Source organism: Longispora urticae (assembly GCF_053902585.1).
The window spans coordinates 1-24,802 of record NZ_JAQZSH010000024.1 but is presented as its reverse complement, the minus strand read 5'-3'; the positions used below and the strand labels follow the sequence as shown (position 1 = coordinate 24,802).

22 protein-coding genes are annotated in these 24,802 nt (G+C 71.8%); 7 read left to right on the top strand and 15 right to left on the bottom strand.

Going from position 1 to position 24,802, the window contains the following annotated elements:
- Nucleotides 1-11: 11 nt before the first annotated feature.
- The 3 genes from PT931_RS14975 to PT931_RS14965 all read right to left on the bottom strand — a co-directional run bounded on the left by PT931_RS14975 (nucleotide 12) and on the right by PT931_RS14965 (nucleotide 3,059).
- Nucleotides 12-1,913, bottom strand: a complete 1,902-nt coding sequence (locus PT931_RS14975; protein ID WP_456246352.1) for an ABC transporter ATP-binding protein — start codon at nucleotides 1,911-1,913, stop codon at nucleotides 12-14.
- 92 nt (nucleotides 1,914-2,005) lie between these two features.
- Nucleotides 2,006-2,809 (bottom strand): enoyl-CoA hydratase/isomerase family protein, encoded by an 804-nt coding sequence (locus tag PT931_RS14970; protein WP_456246351.1) that lies wholly within the window; start codon nucleotides 2,807-2,809, stop codon nucleotides 2,006-2,008.
- A 22-nt stretch (nucleotides 2,810-2,831) separates the two neighbouring features.
- Nucleotides 2,832-3,059 (bottom strand): helix-turn-helix domain-containing protein, encoded by a 228-nt coding sequence (locus tag PT931_RS14965; protein ID WP_363727012.1) that lies wholly within the window; start codon nucleotides 3,057-3,059, stop codon nucleotides 2,832-2,834.
- A 137-nt stretch (nucleotides 3,060-3,196) separates the two neighbouring features.
- Here PT931_RS14965 and PT931_RS14960 point away from each other — a divergent pair, with 137 nt between their 5' ends.
- The gene (locus PT931_RS14960; RefSeq protein WP_456246350.1) at nucleotides 3,197-4,423 is read left to right on the top strand and encodes a hypothetical protein; all 1,227 of its coding nucleotides are present in this window, start codon (nucleotides 3,197-3,199) and stop codon (nucleotides 4,421-4,423) included.
- A 140-nt stretch (nucleotides 4,424-4,563) separates the two neighbouring features.
- Here the strand turns inward: PT931_RS14960 and PT931_RS14955 are convergent, their stop codons facing one another.
- Complete coding sequence (locus PT931_RS14955; protein ID WP_456246349.1) at nucleotides 4,564-6,183, bottom strand: ABC-F family ATP-binding cassette domain-containing protein; 1,620 nt, start codon at nucleotides 6,181-6,183, stop codon at nucleotides 4,564-4,566.
- 186 nt (nucleotides 6,184-6,369) lie between these two features.
- Here PT931_RS14955 and ypfJ point away from each other — a divergent pair, with 186 nt between their 5' ends.
- Nucleotides 6,370-7,389 (top strand): KPN_02809 family neutral zinc metallopeptidase, encoded by a 1,020-nt coding sequence (gene ypfJ / locus PT931_RS14950; protein WP_456246348.1) that lies wholly within the window; start codon nucleotides 6,370-6,372, stop codon nucleotides 7,387-7,389.
- Nucleotides 7,390-7,491: 102 nt separating this feature from the next.
- Here ypfJ and PT931_RS14945 read toward each other — a convergent pair whose 3' ends face one another.
- Nucleotides 7,492-8,616: a saccharopine dehydrogenase family protein gene (locus PT931_RS14945; protein ID WP_456246347.1), complete on the bottom strand. Its 1,125-nt coding sequence runs from the start codon at nucleotides 8,614-8,616 to the stop codon at nucleotides 7,492-7,494.
- A gap of 71 nt (nucleotides 8,617-8,687) precedes the next feature.
- Here PT931_RS14945 and PT931_RS14940 point away from each other — a divergent pair, with 71 nt between their 5' ends.
- A complete protein-coding gene (locus PT931_RS14940; protein WP_456246346.1) occupies nucleotides 8,688-9,632 on the top strand; it encodes a helix-turn-helix domain-containing protein in 945 nt (314 codons plus the stop codon).
- A gap of 37 nt (nucleotides 9,633-9,669) precedes the next feature.
- Here PT931_RS14940 and PT931_RS14935 read toward each other — a convergent pair whose 3' ends face one another.
- Nucleotides 9,670-12,372, bottom strand: a complete 2,703-nt coding sequence (locus PT931_RS14935; RefSeq protein WP_456246345.1) for an AAA family ATPase — start codon at nucleotides 12,370-12,372, stop codon at nucleotides 9,670-9,672.
- Nucleotides 12,373-12,603: 231 nt separating this feature from the next.
- Here PT931_RS14935 and PT931_RS14930 point away from each other — a divergent pair, with 231 nt between their 5' ends.
- Both PT931_RS14930 and PT931_RS14925 read left to right on the top strand, forming a co-directional pair.
- Nucleotides 12,604-14,604: a M4 family metallopeptidase gene (locus PT931_RS14930; protein WP_456246344.1), complete on the top strand. Its 2,001-nt coding sequence runs from the start codon at nucleotides 12,604-12,606 to the stop codon at nucleotides 14,602-14,604.
- Between the two features lie 112 nt (nucleotides 14,605-14,716).
- Complete coding sequence (locus PT931_RS14925; protein WP_456246343.1) at nucleotides 14,717-16,042, top strand: M20/M25/M40 family metallo-hydrolase; 1,326 nt, start codon at nucleotides 14,717-14,719, stop codon at nucleotides 16,040-16,042.
- A gap of 246 nt (nucleotides 16,043-16,288) precedes the next feature.
- Here the strand turns inward: PT931_RS14925 and PT931_RS14920 are convergent, their stop codons facing one another.
- Nucleotides 16,289-16,909, bottom strand: a complete 621-nt coding sequence (locus tag PT931_RS14920; RefSeq protein WP_456246342.1) for an acVLRF1 family peptidyl-tRNA hydrolase — start codon at nucleotides 16,907-16,909, stop codon at nucleotides 16,289-16,291.
- A gap of 85 nt (nucleotides 16,910-16,994) precedes the next feature.
- Between PT931_RS14920 and PT931_RS14915 the strand changes: the two genes are divergently transcribed.
- On the top strand, nucleotides 16,995-17,681 hold the full coding sequence (locus tag PT931_RS14915; RefSeq protein ID WP_456246341.1) for a DNA alkylation repair protein: 687 nt from the start codon (nucleotides 16,995-16,997) through the stop codon (nucleotides 17,679-17,681).
- Between the two features lie 4 nt (nucleotides 17,682-17,685).
- On the opposite strand, the gene PT931_RS14910 is transcribed toward PT931_RS14915, so the two are convergent.
- Nucleotides 17,686-18,192: a CGNR zinc finger domain-containing protein gene (locus PT931_RS14910; RefSeq protein ID WP_456246340.1), complete on the bottom strand. Its 507-nt coding sequence runs from the start codon at nucleotides 18,190-18,192 to the stop codon at nucleotides 17,686-17,688.
- Nucleotides 18,193-18,229: 37 nt separating this feature from the next.
- Here PT931_RS14910 and PT931_RS14905 point away from each other — a divergent pair, with 37 nt between their 5' ends.
- A complete protein-coding gene (locus tag PT931_RS14905) occupies nucleotides 18,230-18,976 on the top strand; it encodes a hypothetical protein (protein WP_456246339.1) in 747 nt (248 codons plus the stop codon).
- A gap of 330 nt (nucleotides 18,977-19,306) precedes the next feature.
- On the opposite strand, the gene PT931_RS14900 is transcribed toward PT931_RS14905, so the two are convergent.
- From PT931_RS14900 to sufB, 7 genes are all read right to left on the bottom strand, one after another.
- Nucleotides 19,307-19,669: a metal-sulfur cluster assembly factor gene (locus tag PT931_RS14900; protein WP_456246338.1), complete on the bottom strand. Its 363-nt coding sequence runs from the start codon at nucleotides 19,667-19,669 to the stop codon at nucleotides 19,307-19,309.
- Between the two features lie 5 nt (nucleotides 19,670-19,674).
- Nucleotides 19,675-20,118, bottom strand: a complete 444-nt coding sequence (sufU, locus tag PT931_RS14895; protein WP_456246337.1) for a Fe-S cluster assembly sulfur transfer protein SufU — start codon at nucleotides 20,116-20,118, stop codon at nucleotides 19,675-19,677.
- Entirely contained in the window at nucleotides 20,118-21,407 is a 1,290-nt protein-coding gene (locus PT931_RS14890) for a cysteine desulfurase (RefSeq protein WP_456246336.1), read from the bottom strand. The genes sufU and PT931_RS14890 overlap by 1 nt, the downstream gene beginning before the upstream one ends.
- 1 nt (nucleotide 21,408) lies before the next feature.
- The gene (sufC, locus tag PT931_RS14885; protein ID WP_363726924.1) at nucleotides 21,409-22,170 is read right to left on the bottom strand and encodes a Fe-S cluster assembly ATPase SufC; all 762 of its coding nucleotides are present in this window, start codon (nucleotides 22,168-22,170) and stop codon (nucleotides 21,409-21,411) included.
- On the bottom strand, nucleotides 22,167-22,481 hold the full coding sequence (locus PT931_RS14880; RefSeq protein WP_456246335.1) for a non-heme iron oxygenase ferredoxin subunit: 315 nt from the start codon (nucleotides 22,479-22,481) through the stop codon (nucleotides 22,167-22,169). The genes sufC and PT931_RS14880 overlap by 4 nt, the downstream gene beginning before the upstream one ends.
- Complete coding sequence (sufD, locus tag PT931_RS14875) at nucleotides 22,478-23,623, bottom strand: Fe-S cluster assembly protein SufD (protein ID WP_456246334.1); 1,146 nt, start codon at nucleotides 23,621-23,623, stop codon at nucleotides 22,478-22,480. The genes PT931_RS14880 and sufD overlap by 4 nt, the downstream gene beginning before the upstream one ends.
- A partial coding sequence (gene sufB / locus PT931_RS14870) for a Fe-S cluster assembly protein SufB (protein ID WP_456246333.1) occupies nucleotides 23,623-24,802 on the bottom strand: 1,180 nt, incomplete at its 5' end. The genes sufB and sufD, both read right to left, overlap by 1 nt.

Genomic DNA, 24,802 nt, shown 5'->3' with positions numbered 1-24,802 from the left:
ATCCGGGGCGGTCAGCCGACGTCCAGCACCGCGAACTGGGTCCGGTACAGGTCGGAGTACAGGCCCCCGGAGCCGACCAGCTGCTCGTGCGTCCCCCGCTCCACGATCCGGCCGCCGTCCAGCACGATGATCTGGTCCGCGTCCCGCACCGTCGACAGCCGGTGCGCGATGACCAGCGCCGTCCGCCCGACCAGCGCCTCCCCCAGCGCGCGCTGCACCGCCGCCTCCGACTCGGAGTCCAGGTGCGCCGTCGCCTCGTCCAGGATCACGAACCCGGGCGCCTTCAGCAGCAGCCGCGCGATGGCGATCCGCTGCTTCTCGCCGCCCGAGAACCGGTAGCCCCGCTCGCCGACCAGGGTGTCCAGCCCGTCGGGCAGGGTGCGGATCAGGTCGCCGACCTGGGCGCGTTCCAGGGCCTCCAGCATCTCGGCCTCGGTGGCGTCCGGCCGGGCGTAGCGCAGGTTCTCCGCGATGGTCTCGTGGAACAGGTGCGAGTCCTGGGTCACGACGCCCACGGTGTCGCGGAGCTCGTCCAGCGAGGTGTCGCGCACGTCCACCCCGTTGACGAGTACCGCGCCGGAGGTCACGTCGTAGATCCGGGGCACCAGCATCGAGGTCGTGGACTTGCCGGCGCCCGAGGAGCCGACGAGCGCCACGAGCTGGCCGGGCTCCACGGTGAAGGACACGCCCCGCAGCACGAGGTCGTTCTCCCGCCGGTCGAGCACCGCCACGTCCTCCAGCGAGGCCAGCGACACCTCCGCCGCGCTCGGGTACTTGAACTCCACGTCCCGGAACTCCACCCGCACCGGCCCGGCCGGCAGCGGCACGGTCGGGGACTTCTCCCGGATCCCCGGCGGCAGGTCGATGATCTCGAAGACCCGCTCGAAGCTGACCAGGGCGCTCATCACGTCGACCCGGACGTTGGACAGCGCGGTCAGCGGCCCGTACAGCCGGGTGAGGAGCAGGGCGAGGGACACCACGGTACCGGCGCTGAGTGCCCCGGCCACCGCCAGCGACCCGCCCAGCCCGTACGTCAGCGCCTGGGCCAGGCCCGACACGAGCAGCATCGCGGTGAAGAACGCCCGGCCGTACATCGCGGTGAGCACGCCGATGTCGCGGACCCGGTGCGCGTTCTCCTCGAACCGCTTCGCCTCGGTCTCCGGCCGGCCGAACAGCTTGATCAGCAGCGCGCCGGACACCCCGAACCGCTCGGTCATGGTGGTCGTCATGTCCGCGTTCAGCTGGTACGACTCCCGGGTCATCGCGGCCAGTTTCCGGCCGACCCGGCGCGCGGGCAGGATGAACGCCGGCACCAGGACCAGGGACAACAGGGTGACCTGCCAGGACATCGTGAACATGACGGCCACGGTCAGGATCAGCGAGATCGCGTTGCTGACCACTCCGGACAGTGTGGACGTGAACGCGCGCTGGGCGCCGGTGACGTCGCTGTTGAGCCGGCTGACGAGCGCGCCGGTCCGGGTCCGGGTGAAGAACTGCAGGGGCATGCGCTGCACGTGGTCGTACACCTGGGTGCGCAGGTCGAGGATGATCCCCTCCCCGATCCGGGACGAGAACCAGCGCTGTGTGATCGACAGGAACGCGTCGGCGAGCATCAGGCCCGCGATGATCAGGGCGATCGTGATGACGGCCTTCTGCGCCCCCGGGCCGGGCTTGGTGATCGCGTCCACGACCCGGCCGGCGAAGACCGGGGTGGCCACACCGACCACCGCGTCCAGCACGACCAGGATCAGGAACAGCGTGATGTCCTGCCGGTAGGGCCCCGCGAACGCCGCGATCCGCCGCCAGCTGCCCTTGGCCAACTTGCGGTCACCGAGCTGGTCCTCGCGACGCATCGCGCGGACCATCTCACCGCCGAGGCCGCCGCCCCCGAAACCGCCGCCGCCCATCGCCATTCAGCCACCCCACTGCCATCTTCACAGACGGACCCGCAGCGCGGAGCCCGTCGGAGATATTGTCAGGAGTGGTAGCGGTTGTCGACCCTTACCTATTCCCCGAGGCCGGCCAGATCACGCAGCCGGCGGACCTGGGCGGAGCGCTCGGCGGCCAGCTGGTCCGCGTAGGACCGGTCCGCGGCGCCCAGCAGCAGCGCCTTCGTCTCCACCACGGCGTCGCGGTTCGGACCGAGGAGGGCGGCGACCAGGTCGTCCACGGCCTCGGCCAGTTCCTCGCCGGGAACGACCAGGGTGGCCAGGCCGATCCGTTCGGCCTCCAGCGCGCCCACCCGGCGGCCCGTCGCGCAGATCTCCAGCGCCCTGGAGTACCCGACGAGCTGGACCAGGGGTTGCGTGCCGCCGAGGTCGGGCACCAGGCCCAGGGTCGGCTCGGCCATCGTGAACTTCGCGTCGTCGGCCAGCACCCGCAGGTCGCACGCGAGCGCCAGCTGGAAGCCGGCCCCGATGGCGTGGCCCTGCACGGCGGCCACCGTCACGAGGTCCGGGCGGCGGAGCCAGCTGAACGCCTCCTGGTACCCCGCGATGAGGGCCGCGCACTCGTCCTCGGAGAGCTTGGCCATCTCGGTGAGGGACAGCCCGCCGGCCAGTTCCCCACCGGCCATCGCGGCCGCGTCGAGCCCGGCCGAGAACGACCGGCCCTCGCCCCGAACCACGACGACCCTGATGTCGCCGGACAGTTGGCGGCCGAAATCACGCAGCGCCGCCCAGAGTGCGGGGGTCTGCGCGTTGAGCACCTCGGGGCGGCACAGCGTGACCGTCGCGACCTGGCCGTCGACGTCGAGCCGCACCCCCGCCGGGGACGATGAAGAAGAGGCGTGAGGCGCCGGTGTCGTCACCGACGCCCCCTGTTCGGCCAGGTCACGCCTTCTTACGACGCCGCGCGCCGCCTCGCTGTCGTAGTTGCACCTCGGACTCCGAGAGCACCCGGTGCACGAAGCCGTACGAGCGACCGGTCGAGGCGGCCAGGGCCCGGATGCTCTCGCCGGCGGCGTACCGCTCGACGAGGTCCTTGGCCAGGGTCTGACGCTCGGCCCCGATGATCCGGCGCCCCTTCTCGGTGGTGGTGCTGGTGCCGGTGGCTACCATCATCTATCCCTCACGTCTCGCTGTGAGCGGTTGCCGATCCCACCCATGAGATCGTTTCCAAAGATCATGCGCCAGATATGCCCCGGAAGCCAACCAACACGCGCGCTCGTGTCGGGTACCCGATAGCCTCTTGCTCCGTGACGACACAACCGGGCCGGATCGAGCGGCGTGAACTGGTGACCTGGTTGACGCTCGCTGGCGTCGGGCTCACGCTCACGTGGCTGGCCGTGCACGGAGGTGCGCATCTGGGCACCGCCAGTGCCCCCTTCCTGGGACATTACCGCTTCCACCTCGGTCCTGGGAGCCTTCTCGCACCTGCGGTCGCGCTGGTCGTCCTGGTCGCCGCGGCCCGGGGACTGCTCGACGGACTCCGGTGGCGGCACGTGCTCGCCTTCGGTTACGTCGCCGGATTCGCCTGGGCGGTCGGGCTGGCCCTCGTCGACGGCGCGGGCGGCCTGACCCGTTCCCTGACGTTCACCGACGACTCGACCGGCGTCGGGCACCCGCCCGGCCCGCTGCTGCTGCTCGGCTGGCTGCGCGAGGCCGGCCTGCCCGACCTGTCGATCGGCCTGCTGCTCACCGCCGTGGGGACGCTCACCGTGCCCGTGGTGCTGGTCGCGGTGCGCGGGTCGTGCGGGGACGCCGCCGCGCGGGCGTTCGTGCCGGTGCTGGTCCTGGCCCCGTACGCGGTGTGGACCGCCGTCAGCCTCGACGCGATCGTGGCGCTGCTCGGCGCGACCGGGGTGATGCTCGGCGAGCGGGGCAGCAAACACATCCGCACCGGGTGGCGGGCGGCCGGGCTGACCCTGGCCGCCGGGCTGGTGCTGGGCGTGGCGGCGCTGTTCTCGTACTCCGTGCCGTGGCTGGGCCTGTCCGTCGTCTGCCTGTACTTCGCCCGCCGCCGGCCGATGCTGCACCTGGCCAGCGGGCTCGGCGCGCTCATCCCGGTCCTCCTGGCCACCTGGGCCGGGTTCAACTGGTTCGACGGGCTGGTCACCGCCCAGGCCGACTTCGCCGCCCGGATCGAGCCGCACCGCTCGGCGCTGTGGTGGAGCGGGATCAGCCTCGTGGTGCTCCTGCTCGCCGCCGGGCCCGCGCTGGTGGCCAGCGTCCGCAAGCTGCGCAACACCCCCGGCTGGCCGTTCCTCATCGGCGCGCTCGTGGCGATCCTGTTCTCGGTGTTCGCCGGGTTCGCGCGCGGCGGGGTGGAGCACGCGTGGCTGCCGTTCTTCCCGTGGCTCCTGGTGGCCGCCACGGCCCCGGAACGCCCGGCCGGTGCACCGGTGCACCCTCCGCTACTCCTGGTCACCGCAGGGGCTCTCACAGCGATTGTGATCGAGGCTGCGCTCGCGACCCCCTGGTGAGAAAAGCTCGCGGCACCGGGGCACGAACAGGAACGCCTCATCCGGGTACCCGCGAGAAAGAGCGCCTTCGCCGGAGTACCCGACGAAAGCGCTCTTGTTCTTGGCTCCGATGTCCGCGAGAAGCGGTCGGCCCATGGCGGCTAGGCCAGCTCGATGAGCTCCAGCAGGTCGTCGGACCACGCGTCCTCGACGCCGTCCGGCAGCAGGATCGCCCGGTCCGGCTTCAGCGCCAGCACCGCGCCCGGGTCGTGCGTGACCAGCACGATCGCACCCGGGTAGTTGGCGATCGCGTCGAGCACCTGCTCGCGGCTCGCCGGGTCCAGGTTGTTCGTCGGCTCGTCGAGGAGCAGCACGTTCGCGCCGGAGCAGACCAGGCCCGCCAGGGCGAGGCGGGTCTTCTCGCCGCCGGAGAGCACCCCGGCCGGCTTGTCCACGTCGTCGCCGGTGAACAGGAACGCGCCGAGGATCTTGCGCAGCTCCGTGTCCGTCTGGCCGGTGCCGTGCGGGCCGACCGCCGAGGACGCCGAGCGCATGTGGTCGAGAACCGTGCGGTCCACGTCCAGCGTCTCGTGCTCCTGGGCGTAGTAGCCGATCCGCAGGCCGTGGCCGGCGACGACCTCGCCCGTGTCGGACTCGACCACGCCGCCGAGCATCCGCAGCAGCGTCGTCTTGCCGGCGCCGTTCAGGCCGATGATGGCCACCCGCGAACCCCGGTCGACCGCCACGTCCACGTCCGTGAAGATCTCCAGCGAGCCGTAGGACTTGCTCAGCCCGGACGCCGTCAGCGGGGTCTTGCCGCAGGGCACCGGGGCCGGGAACCGGACCTTCGCGACCCGGTCGCTGGCCCGGACCTCCTCCAGCCCGCTGATCATCTTCTCGGCCCGCTTGGCCATGTTCTGCGCGGCCACGGTCTTGGTGGCCTTGGCCCGCATCTTGTCCGCCTGGGCGAACAGCGCGCCGGCCTTCTTCTCCGCGTTGGCCCGCTCGCGCTTGCGGCGGCGCTCGTCGGACTCGCGCTGGGTGAGATAGGCCTTCCAGCCCAGGCTGTACTGGTCGACCACCGAGCGGTTCGCGTCCAGATACCACACCTTGTTGACCACGGCCTCCAGCAGCGAGCCATCGTGACTGATCACGATGAGCCCGCTCTTGTGGCCGGCGAGATAGCCGCGCAGCCAGGAGATCGAGTCCGCGTCGAGGTGGTTCGTCGGCTCGTCGAGCAGCAGGATGCCGCCCTCCGCGCCGTCGGAGAACAGGATCCGGGCCAGCTCGATCCGGCGGCGCTGACCGCCGGAGAGGGTGCCGAGGTTCTGGGCGAGCACCCGGTCGGGCAGGCCCAGGTTGGAGCAGATCCGGGCGGCCTCGGCCTCGGCCGCGTAACCGCCCAGGGCGGCGAACCGGTCCTCCAGCGCCCCGTACTTCCGGACGAGCTTGTCGCCGTGCTCCGTGGCCAACTGGGCCTCGACGGCCTTCATCTCGGCCATGATGACGTCGAGCCCGCGCGCGGACAGCACCCGGTCACTGGCCCGCTGGGCGGGGTCGCCGGTGCGGGGGTCCTGCGGCAGATACCCGATCGGACCCTTGGTCTCGATCTGGCCCGTGTACGGCTGACCCTCGCCGGCCAGGACCTTCAGGGTGGTGGTCTTGCCCGCGCCGTTGCGGCCGACGAGGCCGATCCGGTCGCCGGGCTGGACCCGCAGAGTGGTGTCGGACAGCAGGATGCGGGAGCCGGCGCGCAGCTCGAGGCCGCTGACGGAAATCATGGTAGAAGTGCTCACTCTCGGGGAACTAAGAAAGGCGTGACGAGGACGGGAACGGACACCGTCGGGTCAGTCGAGGAGGAGAGGCACCCGGCCAGTCTACCGGGGGCGCATTCATGATCAAAATGGGTTTTGCGTCACGTGTGACACGGGGGACGAAGCGACCGTAATCTGTCCGCAGGAGGCGAGATGGAATTCAATGAGAAGGCCGAGATCGACACGTCACAGGTCGAGGACGCCACGGGTGGTTCCTCGGGCGGTGGCGGCGGCTTCCAGTTCCCCGGCGGCGCGTCGTTCCCCGGGGCCGACTCCGGCGGCGGTGCCGGCGGCGGCGGGCTGGGGTCCGTACTCGGCGGCAAGGGTGGGCTGTTCGGCGGCGGGATCGTCGGGCTGCTGATCATCTGCCTGCTCGGCTTCCTCGGCGTCGGCGGCAACCTCGGCGGGATGGGCGGGATCCTCGACTCCGGCGGCACCACCTCCGGGCAGAACGTCGACAACTCCGACCTCCAGACCAAGTGCGCCGTCTCGAACCCCGACCGGTTCAAGGACGTCAAGTGCCGCAACACCCTCTTCGTGAACTCCATCCAGAACTACTGGCGCGGCGGGCTGCAGGCCAACTTCGGCCGGGCGTACCAGCTCGCGCCCACCCAGTTCTTCTCCGGCTCCGTCAACACCGCGTGCGGCAGCGCGAGCTCCGGCGTCGGCCCGTTCTACTGCCCGGGCGACAAGAAGGTGTACATCGACCTCACCTTCTACGACGAGCTCGCCCAGCGGTTCGGCGCGCCGGGGCAGTTCGCGCAGGCGTACGTGCTGGCGCACGAGTACGGGCACCACGTGCAGAACCTGCTGGGTACCGAGGCGCAGATGCGCCGCGCCCAGCAGCGCGACCCGGGCAACGCCAACCAGTACTCGGTGATGCTGGAACTCCAGGCCGACTGCTACGCCGGGGTGTGGGCCAAGGCCGCCACCGCGACGACCGACCAGTCCGGCAACGCCATCTTCAAGTCCATCACCCAACAGGACATCTCCGAGGCGCTCGGCGCCGCGGCGGCGGTCGGGGACGACGCGATCCAGAAGAAGGCCACCGGGAGCATCAACAAGGACTCGTGGACGCACGGGTCGAGCGTGCAGCGGCAGCAGTGGTTCGGGAAGGGCTTCGAGACCGGGGACCCGAAGCAGTGCAACACGTTCGGGAACGCGCTCGGCTGATCTAGTTGTGCGGACGGCCCCCACCGAGGTGGGGGCCGTTTCGCGTGCTGGGGCCGGTGGTCGCTTCCGCCGGGATGACGGCCGGTCACGGCCCCGCGCGGGTCAGTTTCCGTCGAGGTCGAGCCGGTCGAACGGGAGGGACTCCAGGAAGTCGCGGGCGTCGAACAGCTCGCCGGCCGTGGCGACCCCGGTGGCCTTCGCCCGGCCGTCGAGGATCCGTTCCACCGCCTCCACCACGATCGGGGCCGTGAACCAGTAGATGTCCTGCCCGTGGGCCGAGGCCCGGCGCTCCTCGGTCCCCCTGCGGACCACCACGTCGACGAGGAACCGTTGCGCCGACCGTCCACTGTCGTCCACCGCGTCCGGACCCGTACCCGTCGGATCGCGGAGGTCGGCGAGGGGGCGCGTGTTGAGCAGCGCGTGGATGGCCGACGTGCGGAGGTGGCGCGGGATGGTCACCACGTCCGTGGCGGACACCTCGCTGATCACCTCCTGGGTGCCGAACGGCGCGGGGAACTCCCAGGTACCCATCGGTGGCGGGTTGTCGCCGGGGAGGACCGCGAGCCCGCCGTCGCGGAACACGACCCGCCGGCCGGCCCGGCGCTCCCCCGCCTTCGTGCTGCCCGGGGTCGGCTTCCAGCTGTCGAGCGCGACCGCCACGGTCACCTCGTCGGCGGACTCCCAGTCGCGTGCGGCGGCGGTGGCGAGGAGGTCGCCCAGTCCGCCGAAGAAGGCCATCGCCGGCGCGATGACGATGCTCCGGTCGCCGTCGGCGTAGCGCTCGAACGTGCTGATCGCGACGAGCGCCTCCCCGGTGACGTCCAGGTAGGGGATGCCGGCGCGGCGGGCCGCGTCGACGAGCGGGGGCGTGGTCTCGGCGAACGGGCCGGCGCAGTTGATGACCGCCACGGAACCGGCGAGCGCGCGGTCGAGGGCCGCGGGGTCGTCCACGGAGGCCGGCCGGATCTCCAGGGGCGCCGCGGGGCCCCCTGGCTCACCCGGCGCGCCGGCCGGGATCGCCACGCCCCCGGCTCCGGGCGGGGTCGCCACGTCCCGCGCGCCGGTCGGCGGCGTCGCGTCCCGCACGGCAGCCAGCTTCGCCGCGTCCCGGCCCGCGAGGACCGGGGTCCAGCCGCGCCGCCGCAGTTCGGCGACGACGAACCTGCCTGTGTGCCCGTAGGCCCCGTACACGGTGATCGCCTGTCCCGGCGTCTGTTCGCTGCGCATGTCGCCGAGTCTGCCCGGGCCCGGACGCCGCCAACAGTGCCGCGAACGGCAGCATGCGCTAGATTTGCGTCATGCCCGCGCAGCCGCACGTCGTCGTCATGGCACTCTCCGACCGGATGCCGATCTTCGAGGTCGCCGTGCCGTGCGAGATCTTCGCCGCCCGGCCCCGGCTCCCCGAGCCGTGGTACCGGTTCTCGATCGCCGTCGTCGGCGCCACTCCGGTCACCCTGGGCCCCGGCTTCCAGCTCCCCGCCGGGCACAGCCCCGACCTGGACCGGGCGGATACCCTGGTCGTGCCGGCCTGCCCGGACCTCGACGACCCCCCGGCGGACCTGGTGGAGGTCGTACGGGCCGCGCACGCCAGGGGCGCGCGCATCCTGTCGATCTGCACCGGGGCGTTCGTGCTGGCCGCGGCGGGGGTCCTCGACGGGCGGCGGGCCACGACGCACTGGCTGCACGCCGAGCACCTGGCCCGGCGCTACCCGGCCGTCCGGGTCGACGCCTCGGTCCTCTACCTCGAGGACAGGAACGTCATCACCTCGGCGGGTACCGCGGCCGGCATCGACGCCTGCCTGCACGTGGTGCGCGTCGACCACGGGGCCGCCGTCGCCGCCGACATCGCCCGCCGGATGGTCACCCCGCCGCACCGCGCGGGCGGCCAGGCCCAGTTCCGCAGGCCGACCCCGCCGGACACCGACGACTGGCTCGCCCCGCTCCTCGACTGGGTCGGCGGACACCTGCACCTGCCCCTGGTCACCGCCGAACTGGCCGAGCAGGCCAACGTCAGCGTCCGGACCCTGGAGCGCAGGTTCGCCGGGGCGCTCGGGATGTCGCCGTTGCAGTGGGTGCTGCACCAGCGGGTGTACCGGGCCCAGGAGCTGTTGGAGACCAGCGACCAGCCCGTGGGGTGGATCGCCGCGACCTGCGGGTTCGGGACCGCCGCTAGTCTGCGGGCGCACTTCGGGCGGATCGTGGGCGCGCCGCCGGCGGCGTACCGGCAGACGTTCCGGGCCTGAGGGGGCGCGCGGGGCCCGGTACCCGGAAGAGGTTGGGTTATTGGGTCGTGCGGGCCAGGCCCGCGCGGTTGCGGACCCCCAGGCGGCGGTAGAGCTTCGTCAGGTTGGCCTCCACCGCCTTCACCGACAGGTGCAGGGTCGCCGCGATCTCCTTGTTCGTCGCGCCCGCCCGGACCAGTTCGATGATCCGGCGTTCCGTCTCCGAGGCCGGCCCGCCCTCCGCGTCGCGCCGGGCCAACCGCTCCATCGTGTACCGGTGCCACGGCCGGCACCCCGCCAGCGCGAACAGGTCCGCCGCCTCGCGCAGCGCCACCCGGGCCAGCCCCGGCCGCCGGGCCCGCCACTCGAGCTCCCCCAGGGTCAACCAGGCGCGGGCGATCTCCAGGGGCGGCGCGTCGGGTTCGGTGAGCGCGGCGCGCAGCCGGTCGGCGGCCTGGCGCGGGTGGCCGCTGACGGCCTCGATGACGCAGTCGGCCCGGGTGAAGCCGAGGAGCACGGAGGTGCGGTGCAGCCGGTCCGCCTCCGCCCGGGCCCCGGCGAGCACGAGGTCGGCCTGGTCGGCGTTCCCGGTCAGGGCCAACGCCTCGGCGAGGTCGGCGTCGATCACCGCCTGGGTCGGGTCGGTGAGGCCGAGCTTGTGCATCAGGGTGCGGGCCCGGTCGAGCCGGGCGGCCGCCGCCTCCAACCGGCCGAGGAGCAGGTCGCAGCGGCCCCGGGCCATCAGGGCGAAGCCCAGCCACTCCTGGTCGTGGATGCGTTCCTGGACGTCGACCGCGGCGTCCAGGAGTTCGACGGCGCGCTCGACGGTGCCGCCGAACAGCTCCGCGGTGCCCTGGTGCACGAGACCGCGGCCGGGGGTCGGTTCGACCTCCATCCGGAGCTGGCCGGCGAGCAGGCCGATGGCGTACGCGTCGGCGCACCGGCCCACCCGGCCGTAGACGACGGAGCAGAGCTGGAGCACCTCGAACAGTTCGGTGAGGATGCCGGCGCGCTCCACGTCGGCGCGGAGGCGTTCCATCACGTCGACCGCGCGGGGCAGGTCGCCCGCGCGCATGATGCTCAGGGCCGCGTACCGGCGGAACATGGCCGAGCCCCGGGTCAGTTCCCGCCCCTCGGCGAGCCGCAGGCCCCGGTCGAGCACCTCCCGGGCGTGCTCGGGGTCGATGGTGACCTCGACGGACAGCCGGATGGTGAGCGTGTCGAGGAGCAGCTCGGTGTCGCCGCAGCGTTCGGCCAGCTCCTCGGCGATGTCGAGGTCGGGCCGGGCGGACGCGCAGCCGGTCTCGCGGACGGCCAGTTCGGCGCGGTAGCGGTAGACCCAGCCGGTCAGCCGGTCGTCGCCGCGCGCGTCGGCCTCGGCGGCGGCCAGCAGGGAACGGACCCCGGTCGTGTCGCCGCCGGACAGCTCCATGAGCAGCAGTCGGGCCTCGACCCGCGCGGACGGTACGGCGCCGGCCAGGATCTCCTCGCACACGGCGCGGGTCCGGTCGGCGAGGCCGGCGCGGTGCGCGTACCAGCCGGCGGTCACGAGCCTGCTCGCGGCGAGGGCCGGCTCCACGGTCCGGCCGGCGGCCAGGTGGGCCAGTTCGGCGGCGGTGCCGGGCGCGCCCCGGTCCTCGGCGACCACCGCGGCGGCGAGCAGGTCCGCGGCGAGCTGTTCGGAGGGGCCGTCGGCGGCGAGGGCCTGGTGCCGGGCGCGTTCGACGGGGTCGTCGGCGCGGGCGGCGAGCCGGGCGTGCGCGGCCCGCAGGTCGGCCGGGTCCGCCTCGGCCTGCACGAGGTCGCTGAGCAGCGGGTGGCTGAACCGGAGCCGGCCGTCGACGCCGAAGACCAGGACCCCCGCGTCCATCGCGGCGACGACGCCGGGGTCGGTGCGGGGCACGAGGACCCGTTCGGGCCGGCCGGTGAGGGCGATGAGCAGCAGGGCCGGGCCGGACTCGGGGGGCAGGTCCGCGAGCCGGGCGGCGACCAGGGCGCGCAGCCGGTCGGGTACGGGCAGCGGCTCGTCGGGCCAGGGCTGGGTGCCGTGCCGGCGGAGGGAGCGGCCGAGTTCCAGGGCGTAGAACGGGTTGCCGTCGCTGGCGGCGCACAGCCGGCTGAGGCCGGGGCCGACGAGCCGCACGTCGAGCCGGGCCCGGAGCAGGTCGGCGAGCACGTCCTCGGACAGCGGGCCGAGTTCGATCTCCTCGTCGGGGGCCGGGACGACGGCGGTGCGGGCGGGCGGGCCGGTGGTGCGTTCGGCGGCGAGCACCCGGAGCCGGCCCCCGGTGAGCCGACGGGCGGCGAAGGCGAGCACGTCGAAGCTGGCCTGGTCGATCCACTGCGCGTCGTCGAGGACGAGGAGGACGCCGCGCCGGGTCGTCAGGTACCGCAGCAGCTCGACGACGGCGAGCCGGACGGCCAGCGGGTCGACCCGGGAGCCGGGCGCGGGCACCCGCCGGAGCAGCGCGGTGTCCAGGGCGACCCGCTGCGGGGTGGGCAGGACGGGGCCGGCCGCGACCATCACGCCGCCGAACAGGTCGGCGAGCGCCAGGTAGGGCAGCTCGGACTCCGCCACGGAGGGGGTGCTGCGCAGCACGAGGGTGCCGGCGGAGGCGGCCTCGGCGGCCAGCGCGTCGACGAGGGTGGTCTTGCCGATGCCGGCGGGGCCGTACAGCAGCAGCCCGCCGCCCCGGTCGAGCCGCACCCGGCACCGGTCGAGGACCTCCGTACGGCCGAGGACGGCGGCGACATCCTGCATAGCGCCAGTCTGCCCGTCCGGCCCGTTTCAGGCGAGTGTTCCCAGGTCAGCACGTACAGCGACCCGTTGTGTGCGGTGGGTCACACAACCCTCGCCCACACCCTACGGATCACCCTCGATCACCCTTCTCGGGCATTTCCCCAGGTCCGCGCGCTCCTACGCTCCGTTCACCGGTCTCGATGAACCCCCTTGTTCATCGGCCGTTTTCCCCTCTGACAAGCGAGGATTTCCATGAGGACCCAGCGTCTGTTAGCCGCGGGGGTGGCCGTCGGCGCCGCCGTCGCGGTCGCGACCGCCGCCGCCCTGACCGGAGCCGGCGCGCCCGGCCTGGCCGGTGCCGCCCTGCCCCCGGCCCTGGCGGCCAACGCCAACCCCGTGGTCGACCCGGTGGCCGCGGTCGCCGGTGCGGACCAGTTGATCGCCGCGAAGGCCGGTGCGCTGTTCACCGGTGCGGACGAGAGGTACGCGGCCCGGGGCGTCGCCTCCAGCCCACAGGGCCTGCAGTACGTGACGTACGACCGGCAGTACAAGGGCCTGCCCGTGGTGGGCGGGGACTTCACCGTCGTGACCGACGCGCAGGGCCGGGTCCGGTCCACGTCGGTGGCGCAGACCGCGGCCATCGCGGTGGACACCACGCCGACCGTGGAGGCGGCGCGGGCGACGGCGGTCTCGAAGGGCCAGCTCACCGAGGTCACCGCGGTCGAGGGACAGCGGCTCGTGGTCCTGGCCTGGGGCACCCCGACCCTGACCTGGGAGACCATCGTGGCGGGCCGGGACAAGGGCCTGGAGTCGCGCAAGCACGTGTTCGTGGACGCGCGCACCGCCGGGGTCGTGCGGACCTACGACGACGTGCACGCCGAGGCCGGCCAGGGCACCGCGCACTACAACGGCCCGAGCCCGTTGACGATCGACACGACGCTGTCGGGTTCGACGTACTCCATGAAGGACCCGAAGCGGCCCGGGCTGTCGTGCGCCGACTACGGCAACTCCACGGTGTTCAGCGGCTCCGACAACACCTGGGGCAACGGGCAGGCCAAGGACAAGGAGACCGGCTGCGTGGACGCGTTGTTCGCCGCGCAGAAGGAGTGGGACATGCTCAAGTCCTGGTACGGCCGCAACGGGATCGACGGCCAGGGCGGCGGCTTCCAGATCCGGGTCGGCCTCCAGGAGAACAACGCGTACTGGACCGGCGGTTCCGCCCCGTACGTGAAGATCGGCTACAACTCCGCGAAGGAGTGGCTGAGCTCGCTCGACGTGGTGGGCCACGAGTTCGGGCACGGCCTGGACCAGTACACCGGGGGCGGCAGCTCCGTGTCCGGCGAGGCGGGCCTGGGCGAGGCGACCGGTGACATCTTCGGCGCGCTGACCGAGGCGTACGCCGACGAGTCCGCCGAGTACGACGAGCCGGACTACCTCGTCGGTGAGGAGATCAACTTCTCCGGCAACGGCCCGATCCGCAACATGTACGAGCCCTCGAAGGTCTCCAACGACCCGAACTGCTACTCCTCCTCGATCCCCAACACCGAGGTGCACAAGGCGGCCGGGCCGATGAACCACTGGTTCTACCTGCTCGCCGAGGGCAGCGCGCCCGGCGGCGGCAAGCCGAACAGCCCGACCTGCAACAACTCGACGGTCACCGGGCTGAAGGACATCAAGAAGGCCGGGGCGATCTTCTACAACGCGATGCTGGCGAAGACGTCGAACATGACGTACGCGAAGTACCGCACGCTCACCCTCACGTCGGCGAAGAACATCGACTCGACGTGCGCGCAGTACAACGCCGTGAAGGCCGCGTGGAACGCCGTCAGCGTCCCCGCGCAGTCCAACGAGCCGACCTGCACGGGCTCCACCCCGACCGCGTCCCCGTCCGCGTCGACCAGCCCGACGGCGTCCCCGTCGCCGAGCACCAGCCCGACCGTGGGCCCGACGGCCAGCCCGAGCACCAGCCCGACCGGGCAGCCGGGCGGCACCGTGACCGTCACCAACCCCGGTAACCAGTCCGGCTTCGTCGGCTTCCAGTCCTTCCCCGTGCAGATCAGGGCCACCTCCAGCAACGGCGGCACCCTGACCTACGCGGCCACCGGACTGCCGCCGGGCCTGTCGATCAGCGCGACCGGCTCGATCACGGGCACTCCGAGCCAGGCCGGCGCGTACTCCGTCAAGGTCACCGTGACCAGCAGCGGCGGCGCCACCGGCAGCACCACGTTCGGCTACCAGATCTACGGCTTCTAGCCAGCAGCCCCGGCCCGGGGCGTGTCCCGAGGGGGGTGCGCGTCCCGGGCCGGTCCCCTCTCCCCACCCCACTGACCCCGGGGCGGGGAACCCCTCAGCGAAAGACGTGCCCATGAAGACCTCACGTATCGCCCTCACCGCCCTGGCACTCGGCCTGGCCGGCGCCGTAGCGGTCGCCGTGACCGCCAACGCCGGCCCGCAGTCGGCGCCGTCGCTCGCGGCCCCCGACATCAGCGTCGACAACGTCAAGGCTCACCTCAACCAGCTCCAGACCATCGCCACGAACAACTCCGGCAACCGGCGGGCCGGGTCCGGCGGGCACACCGCGTCGGTGGCCTACATCGAGCAGAAACTCAAGGACGCCGGGTACACGGTGGCCCGGCAGCGCTGCTCCAGCGGCTGCCAGTACGCCTCGGACAACCTGATCGCCGACTGGCCCGGTGGCGACACCAGCCAGACGGTCATGTTCGGCGCGCACCTCGACGGGGTCTCCGCCGGCCCCGGGATCAACGACAACGGCTCCGGCTCCGCGGCGATCCTGGAGGCCGCCCTGGCCCTGGCCAGCGCCAACCCGACGATGACCAAACACGTCCGGTTCGGCTGGTGGACCGACGAGGAACAGGGCCTCAACGGCTCCAAGTTCTACGTCGGCTCCCTGACCTCGACCCAGAAGAGCGCCATCAAGGGGTACTACAACTTCGACATGATCGCCTCCACCAACGCCGGGTACTTCGTCAACAACATCACCACCGCCGTCGCCAAACCGCTCAAGGACTACTGGGAATCGCTCAACCTCGCACCCGAGGAGAACAAGGAAGGCGCCGGCCGGTCCGACGACTACTCCTTCCAGAACGCGGGCATCCCCAGCTCCGGGTACGCCACCGGGGCCAGCGCGCGCAAGACGTCCGCCCAGCAGCAGAAATGGGGCGGGACCGCCAACTCCTCGTACGACCCGTGCTACCACGCGTCCTGCGACAAGTACCCGACGAACATCAACGACACCGCGCTGAACCGGGCGGCGGACGGGATCGCGTACACGATCTGGGCGCAGGCCGTGAACTCCGGGCCGTCGCCGACGTCCAGCCCGACCGCGTCCCCGTCGTCGAGCCCCACACCGCGGCCGACCACCAGCCCCACCGTGAGCCCCACGGCCGGGCCGACCACGCCGCCGAACGGCACGGTCACGGTCACCAACCCCGGTAACCAGAGCGGGTTCGTCGGGTTCCAGTCGTTCCCGGTGCAGGTCAAGGCCACGTCCAGCACGGGCGGCACGCTGACGTTCTCCGCGACCGGCCTGCCGCCGGGGCTGGCGATCAGCTCCTCCGGCGCGATCTCGGGCACGCCGACGACCGCCGGGACCTACAGCGTCAAGGTCACCGCGACGGCCGGGGGCGCGTCGGGGAGCACCACGTTCTCGTACCAGATCTACGGGTTCTAGACGGTCGCGCGGCCGGGCCGACCCATGGCCGCGCGGTCGGGCCGCGCGTCCCGGGGGCGTCGGGTCGCGCGGTCGGCGGGCGGCTCCTGGCCGGGAGCCGCCCGCACCGGCCCCTCCGCCCTCGGGCGGGGAACTCCGGGGCTCCCGGGCCGGAACGGACAGGGTCGCCGGGGTGACCCGGATCAGGACTCCGGGCTGGGAGTGGCCCGGATCCGGCGGGGCGGCGACAACGGCGTCGCCGCCCCGTCAGGAACTCAACAGCACCCGCACCGACCGCGCCTGGAGAACCGCCTGCTCCAGGACCGCGAGCCGGGGGTCGGCCACCTCGAGGAACCGGTCGACCCGCACCGCGGCCAGTGCGGCGAGCCGGGGGTCGGTGAGGATCTCGTCGACCGCCTGGCGGTCCCCGCCGCACACCAGGGCGCTGACCGGCCCCGCCGGCACCAGTACCCGGACGGCCGTGTCCGCCGCCGCGTCCCAGACCTGCCGGGCCTGGTTGGCGCGGCGGCGGGCGAACCGCTGCTGCGACCAGCCCCCGGCGGCCGTGCGGCTCTGGACGTACTTCGTGTCGACCTTCGAGACGGTCAGCCGGTCACCGGCGGCCACCCCGACCGCGTAGCCGCCGCGCCGGGCCAGGATCAGGGCGATCCGGTACGGCTCGTTCGCCGCCGCGACCAGCTCCGCCAGGGTCGCCGCCGCGCCGACGGTCAGGTGGAACTCGGCGGTCTCGCCGTCCCCGCCGGTCAGGGTCAGCCCGGCCTCGGTCGCGCCGCCGTGCCGTTCCGCGAAGCCGGCGATCCACTTGTCCAGACGCGCCGGGGCCACGTCCACCCATCGTCCGCCGCCCACCGCTGGTCTGCTCGCCATGCCGCCACGCTATGCCACCCCGGGCGCGGCCGGAGCGGCACTCGGCGGGGCGTGGGTTTCCGCCCGGGTGTCGTACCCGGATGGGATGCTCTGGGTTGTGACCACGTCGACGCTGCTCCCCCGGCTGACCGCGGCCTTCGAGGGGGCCGCCGATCCGGAGCGGGCCGCGGCGATGGCGGCCTACATGCGCGACCAGTTCGCGTTCCTCGGCATCATGTCGACGCCGCGCCGGGCGCTGTCCCGCGAGGTGACCCGGGGCCTGCCGAAGCCGTCCGGGGCGGAGCTGGAGTCGGTGGTGCGCGCCTGCTGGGCGCTCGACGAACGCGAATACCACTATTTTGGTACTGACTACGCGGCCCGCCACATCGCCGTCGCCGGCCCGGAGTTCCTGGACACCGCCCGGTTCCTGGTCGAGACGCACTCGTGGTGGGACACGGTGGACGCGCTCGCCGCGCACGTCGTCGGCCCGCTGGTGACGGCGCACCCGGAGCTGGTCGCGACCATGGACGCCTGGGCGCGCGACGACAACCTCTGGGTGGCCCGGACGGCGGTCCTGCACCAGCTGCGCTACAAGGGCCGCACGGACGCGACCCGCCTGTTCGGGTACTGCGCCGACCTCGCCGGCCACCCCGACTTCTTCATCCGCAAGGCCCTGGGCTGGGCCCTCCGGGAGTACGCGCACACGGAGCCCGAGCTGGTCCGCGCGTTCGTGGCCGCGCACCGGGACACGCTGTCCCCGCTCTCGGTCCGCGAGGCCCTGAAGCACCTGTAGACACTCAGGCCCGCTTCGCGCGGCTGCGGTGGGCCGCGACCGTGGTCCGGCTGGCGCAGGTGTTGCCGCAGAACCGCCGGCTGTGGTTCCGCGAGGAGTCGACGAAGAAGTGCGGGCAGCCCTTCGCCCCGCACCGGCCGAGCACCACCTCCGGCACCCCGCATGCGATGTGGGCGAGGGCCGCGCCGCACCCCCGGGCGAGCCAGTCCAGGGCGGGTTCCCCGTCGTACGCGTGGTGCAGGTGCGGGTCGCCGAGCCCGTCGTGGTCGCTGATGTGCAGCCGGGGCGGGTAGTGCGCGAGCAGCGCGTTGACCGGGGTCAGCGGGCCGCCGTCGGCCACCGCCTCCAGGGCGGGGCGCAGTTCGGCCAGGAGTGCGGCCACCTCGTCCGGGGTGGGGCGCGCGACCCCGTGGTCGCCGAACATCATGTCACTGAACGGGGTCGGGCCGTCGCCGTTGGCGAGCTCGACGGCGAGCCGGGCCAGATTCGCGATGTAGTCCTCGTAACGCACTTGACCACCTACACGGAGAGGGGGCATGGTAGGTCCCATGACGCTTGACGAAGCCTACCTGTCCCGCCCGGAACTCGCCGTGGCCCGACACCTCCAGCGCGCCGGCCAGTGGAACCTGGCCCTCGACCACCTCGGCACCACCCTGCCGGACGGGCACGCGGAGGGCCCGGCCGCCCAAGGAGCCGCCCCCACCACGCACGCGGCCCCCGACCCGGTCCGCGCCGCCCTCATCGCCGAGATCACCGTCGACCGGTTCCTCTGGCAGCTCGGCGACGTCGCCCCGGCCCTGGCCGCGATCGCCGCCCTCGGCGACACCCCACTCGCCACCCTGCTCACCGGCCAGGTCACCTACTGGGGCCGGCTGTTCTCCCTCGACCTCCCCGGCCTGGACGCCGACCCGGTGGACCTGTTCGCCACGGTCCTCGACGCCCCCGAGCTCGGCGGCTGGCCGATCTTCTGGCACGCCGTGTCCACGGAGAACCTGCGCGGCGACACCCCGACGGCCACCGTGGGCTACGAGAAGGTCCGGCAGTGGGCCCGGGACACCGGTGACGTGCTGCTGGAGTCGTACGCGACCCGGCACCTGGCCACCGGGGAGGACACCGTGCCCCTCTTCCGGCTGTCCGTACAGCAGCGCGCCGCCGCCGGGGCCCGCCCCCAGCTCGCCGCCGCCCAGAACACCCTCGCCGACGTCCTGGGCGACACCCCGGAAGCGGCGGAACTACGCACTCTGGTCGCCCACACCGCCGAGGAGCTCGGGATCAGCTGGCTGCGTAGGGGCTGACCGGGGAATACAGAATTATTGCGGCTACACTTCCCGAATGGGTAGAGGAGCGCGTGGCAAGGTCCGCTGGACGAAGGACCGGATCAAGAAGAAGAAGTCGGCGGAGAAGCGTGACGCGCAGCTCCGGGGCGAGGCGAGAAAAGCCGCCGCCAAGTAAGCCAGAAAAGGGCGCTCCCCACGGGGAGCGCCCTTTTTCCTGTGGTCACGCGGGGCCTACCTTCAGATGCCGGTCACGCCCCACCGTAACCATATGAAGATTGTGAACGTGCCCTTGATCTGGGGCGAAGTGGCCCGGCGCAGTCCAGCGTCGTCCACGCCGGGTCCCAACGGTCAGACGTTGAACCCGAGCGCCCTGAGCTGCTCGCGGCCCTCGTCCGTGATCTTGTCCGGGCCCCACGGCGGCAGCCACACCCAGTTGATCCGCAGGTCCGTCGCCAGCCCGCCGCCCGGACCGGTGAGCAGCGCCGCGCGGGCCTGCTCCTCGATCACGTCGGTCAGCGGGCACGCCGCCGATGTCAGCGTCATGTCGACGGTGCAGACGTTCTCGTCGTCGACGTGGATCCCGTAGATCAGGCCGAGGTCGACGACATTGATCCCGAGCTCCGGGTCCACCACGTCCTTGAGGGCCTCTTCCAGGTCCTCCAGACTCGGCTTCGGCTTCGGCTCGGTGGCCAGTTCGACAGCTTCACTCATGGCTTCTACTCCCCTACCGCAGCGGCACGGGCGGCCGCGTCCTTGAACGCCATCCAGGGCAACAACGCGCACTTGACCCGGGCCGGATACTTCGACACCCCGGCGAAGGCCACTCCGTCGCCCAGCATTTCCTCGTCCGGTTCCATCTTGCCGCGACTGCCCATCAGCTCGACGAACACGTCCCCGAGGTGCAGGGCGGTCTCGAGCTTGGCGCCGGCGAGCAGCTCGTACATGACGCTCGCGGCGGCCTGGCTGATCGAACAGCCCTGGCCGTCGTAGGAGATGTCCTTGACGACCCCGCCGACCAACCAGACACGCAGGGTGATCTCGTCACCGCACGTCGGGTTGACGTGGTGCACCTCCGCTCCGAACGGGTCCCGGAGGCCCTTGCCCTTCGGGCGGCGGTAGTGATCCAGGATGATCTCCTGGTAGAGCTGGTCAAGCTGCATCAGCCGAAGACCTTCCGGACCTGCTCGAGCCCGCGCACGAGCGCGTCGACCTCTTCGGTCGTCGTGTACACGTAGAACGAGGCACGGGTCATCGCCGGTACGCCGAACCGGACACACGTCGGCTTGGCGCAGTGGTGTCCGACCCTGACCTGCACGCCCTCGGAGTCGAGGACCTGACCCACGTCGTGGGGGTGGATCTTGTCGAGGGCGAACGAGATGGTCCCGCCGCGCCCGATGGGGATCTCCGGCCCGATGATCCGCAGACCGGGGACGGTGGCGAGCGCGTCGAGCGCGTACGCCGTGATCTCCTTCTCGTGCCACTGCACCGCGTCCATGCCGAGCGCGGTCAGGTAGTCCACGGCCACGCCCAGCCCGACGGCCTCGGCGATCGGCGGGGTGCCGGCCTCGAACCGGGCGGGCGCCGCCGCGTACGTGGTCTTCTCCATCGTCACGGTCTCGATCATCGAGCCGCCACCGAGGAACGGGGGCATCGCGTTGAGCAGCTCGCCGCGGCCCCACAGGCAGCCGATCCCGGTCGGGCCGAGCATCTTGTGCCCGGTGAACGCGATGAAGTCCACGTCGTAGGCGACCACGTCCATCGGCAGGTGCGGCACCGACTGCGACGCGTCCAGCATGACCAGCGCGCCCACCTCGCGGGCCCGCTTCGTGATCGCGGCCGTCGGGTTGACCGTGCCCAGGATGTTCGACATGTGCACGATCGACACGATCTTCGTGCGCTCGTTGAGCAGGTCGTCCAGGGTGGACACGTCGAGCCGGCCGTGGTCGGTGATCGGGAACCAGCGCAGGGTCGCGCCGGTCCGCTCCGCGAGCATCTGCCACGGCACGATGTTGGAGTGGTGCTCCATCTCCGAGATCAGGATCTCGTCGCCGGGGCCGATCCGGAACCGGTCGTCCTCCGAGCGCTCCCGGAAGGCGTGCGCCACCAGGTTGATCGCCTCGGAGGAGTTCTTCGTGAAGACCAGCTCCTCGGCCGACGGCGCGCCGATGAAGGCCGCGATCCGGGCCCGGGCGCCCTCGTAGGCGTCCGTGGCCTCGGTGCCCAGGGTGTGCACCGACCGGGACACGTTCGCGTTGTGGAACGCGTAGTGCACGGCGATCGCGTCGATCACCTGCTGCGGCTTCTGCGAGGTGTTGGCGCTGTCCAGGTAGACGAGAGGCTTACCGTTGACCACCCGGTTGAGGATCGGGAAGTCGGCGCGTACCTTCGCCACGTCGAACCGCGGCGCGTCGTCGTACTGCGGCATCCCCTCCGGGATGGTCAACGTCATCTCAGACTCCTGTCGGGAGGAACCGCTCGTAACCCTTGGCCTCGAGGTGCTCGGCCAGCTCCGGCCCGCCCTGCTCGACGATGCGGCCGCCGACGAAGACGTGCACGAAGTCGGGCTTCACGTACCGCAGGATCCGGGTGTAGTGCGTGATCAGCAGCAGGCCGGTCTCGCCCCGCTCCTTGACCCGGTTGATGCCCTCGGACACGACGCGCAGGGCGTCGATGTCCAGGCCCGAGTCGGTCTCGTCGAGGATGGCCATCTTCGGCCGGAGCAGTTCGAGCTGCACGATCTCGTGCCGCTTCTTCTCGCCGCCGGAGAAGCCCTCGTTGACGTTGCGCTGGGCGAACGCCGGGTCCATCTGCACGGCCGCCATCGCGTCCTTGAGCTCCTTAGCCCAGGTGCGCAGCTTCGGGGCCTCGCCGTCGATGGCGGTCTTGGCGGTGCGGAGGAAGTTCGCGACGCTGACGCCGGGCACCTCCACCGGGTACTGCATGGCCAGGAAGAGGCCGGCGCGGGCCCGCTCGTCCACGGTCATCTCGAGGACGTCGGCGCCGTCGAGGGTCACCGTGCCGCCGGTGATCTGGTACTTCGGGTGCCCGGCGATCGAGTACGCGAGCGTCGACTTGCCCGAACCGTTCGGCCCCATGATCGCGTGGGTCTCGCCCGCCCGGATGGTCAGGTTCACCCCGGACAGGATCGGCTTCAGCTCACCCTCGGCCAGCTTGACCGCGACCTGCAGGTCCTTGATCTCCAACACGCTCATGCGCTTACCACTCCAATGATGTGAATCTCGCCGTCACGCACCTCGACGGGGTAAACAGGGACCGGCTCGGTGGCCGGCAGGCCGGACGGCTCGCCCGTCCGCAGGTCGAACCGCGAACCGTGCAGCCAGCACTCGATCGTGCAGCCGTCGACCTCGCCCTCCGACAGGGCGATCGCGGCGTGCGAGCACTCGTCACGGATGGCGTAGAAGTTGTCGTCCTCGGCGTGTACGACCGCGACGGCCAGGCCGTCGATGTCCGCCCGCAGGACGGAGCCCTTGGGCACGTCCTCCACGGAGCAGATCCGGGTCATTCGCCCACCGCCGTGAGCCGGGTGTCGATCACCGCGCTGAGCCGCTCGCGCAGGTCCTCCGCGGGGATCTTCGCCAGCAGTTCGGCGAAGAAGCCCCGGACGACCAGCCGGCGGGCCTCCTCCTCGGTGATGCCCCGGCTCATCAGGTAGAACAGATGCTCGTCGTCGAACCGGCCGGTGGCGCTCGCGTGCCCGGCCCCGGCGACCTCGCCCGTCTCGATCTCCAGGTTCGGGATCGAGTCGGCGCGCGCGCCGTCGGTGAGGATCAGGTTCCGGTTGATCTCGTACGTCTCGGTGCCGGTGGCCGCCGCGCGGATCAGCACGTCGCCGACCCAGACGGTGTGCGCGCCCTCGCCCTGCAACGCGCCCCGGTAGGTCACGTGGCTGCGGCAGTCGGGCACGGTGTGGTCCACGAGGAGCCGGTGCTCCTGGTGCTGGCCGGCGTCGGCGAAGTAGAGGCCGAAGCTCTCGAAGTCGCCACCCCGCCCGGTGTACTCCGCGGAGGTGTACTGCCGGACCAGGTCCCCGCCGAGCGTCACCTGGACGTGCGTGACCTTGGCGTCGCGGCCGAGCCGGAACTTGACGTGCTGGGCCTGCACCGAGCCGGTGTCCCAGTCGGCGACGGTGACCAGCGTGAGCCGGGCGCTGTCGGCGACGAGCACCTCGACGTTGTCGCCGAGCACGGCCGGGCCGGACTGCTCCAGGATCACGGACACCTCGGCCAGCGGGCCGACGTCGACGACGGTGTGCCCGTAGGCGACCCCGTCGACGCCGCCGCCGATGATCCGCACGGTGACGGGTTCCGCCGGGACCGCCTCGCGGCCGATCTCGACGAGCAGGGCCTTGTCCGCACCCGCGTACGCCACGGCGCTGGGCCGGTCGAACGGGACGAGCGTCGCGCCGAACCGCGGGTCACCCTTGGCGAGGACGCCGACGGTGACCCCGGGCAGGTTCTGGCCGTACTCGTGCCGCGGACCGGCGGCGGCCACCGCGGCGTCCCCGTCGGCGAGGCCGAGGAGGCGCTTGAGCGGGGTGAACCGCCACTCCTCCTCCCGGCCGGTGAGGGCCGGGAAGTCAGCGGGGTCGTACGAGCGAAGCTCCTGCGCGCGGGTCTTCGGCGGGACGATGGTTTCGGAGAGCATTAACCGACAGCGCCTTCCATCTGGAGCTCGATCAAACGGTTCAACTCGAGGGCGTACTCCATCGGGAGCTCCTTCGCGATCGGCTCGATGAAGCCGCGCACGATGGTCGCCATGGCCTCGTCCTCGGTCAGCCCACGGCTCATCAGGTAGAAGAGCTGGTCGTCGCTGATCTTCGAGACGGTGGCCTCGTGCCCCATCTGGACGTCGTCCTCGCGGACGTCGACGTAGGGGTAGGTGTCCGAGCGGGAGATGGTGTCCACGAGGAGCGCGTCGCACTTGACGGTGCTCTTCGAGTGGTGCGCGCCGTCCATGACCTGGACCAGGCCGCGGTAGGACGTGCGGCCGCCGCCCCGGGCGATCGACTTGGAGATGATCGTCGAGGAGGTGTACGGCGCGGCGTGCACCATCTTGGCGCCCGCGTCCTGGTGCATGCCCTCGCCGGCCATCGCGACGGAGAGCACCTCGCCGTGCGCGTGCTCGCCGACCATGTACACGGCCGGGTACTTCATGGTGACCTTGGAGCCGAGGTTGCCGTCGACCCACTCCATCGTCGCGCCCTCGTGGCACACGGCGCGCTTGGTGACCAGGTTGTAGACGTTGGTCGACCAGTTCTGGATCGTCGTGTAGCGGCAGCGGCCGCCCTTCTTCACGATGATCTCGACGACGGCGGAGTGCAGCGAGTCCGACGAGTAGATCGGGGCGGTACAGCCCTCGACGTAGTGCACGTACGCGTCCTCGTCGACGATGATCAGGGTCCGCTCGAACTGGCCCATGTTCTCGGTGTTGATCCGGAAGTACGCCTGGAGCGGGATGTCGACGTGCACGCCCTTGGGGACGTAGATGAACGAGCCGCCGGACCAGGTCGCGGTGTTCAGCGCGGCGAACTTGTTGTCGCCGACCGGGATCACCGTGCCGAAGTACTCCTTGAACAGTTCCGGCTGGTCCTTGAGGGCCGTGTCGGTGTCCAGGAAGAGCACGCCCTGCTTCTCGAGGTCCTCGCGGATCGAGTGGTAGACGACCTCCGACTCGTACTGCGCGGCGACACCGGCGACGAGGCGCTGCTTCTCGGCCTCCGGGATGCCCAGCCGGTCGTAGGTGTTCTTGATGTCCTCGGGCAGGTCCTCCCAGCTGGCGGCCTGCCGCTCCGTGGACCGGACGAAGYACTTGATGTTGTCGAAG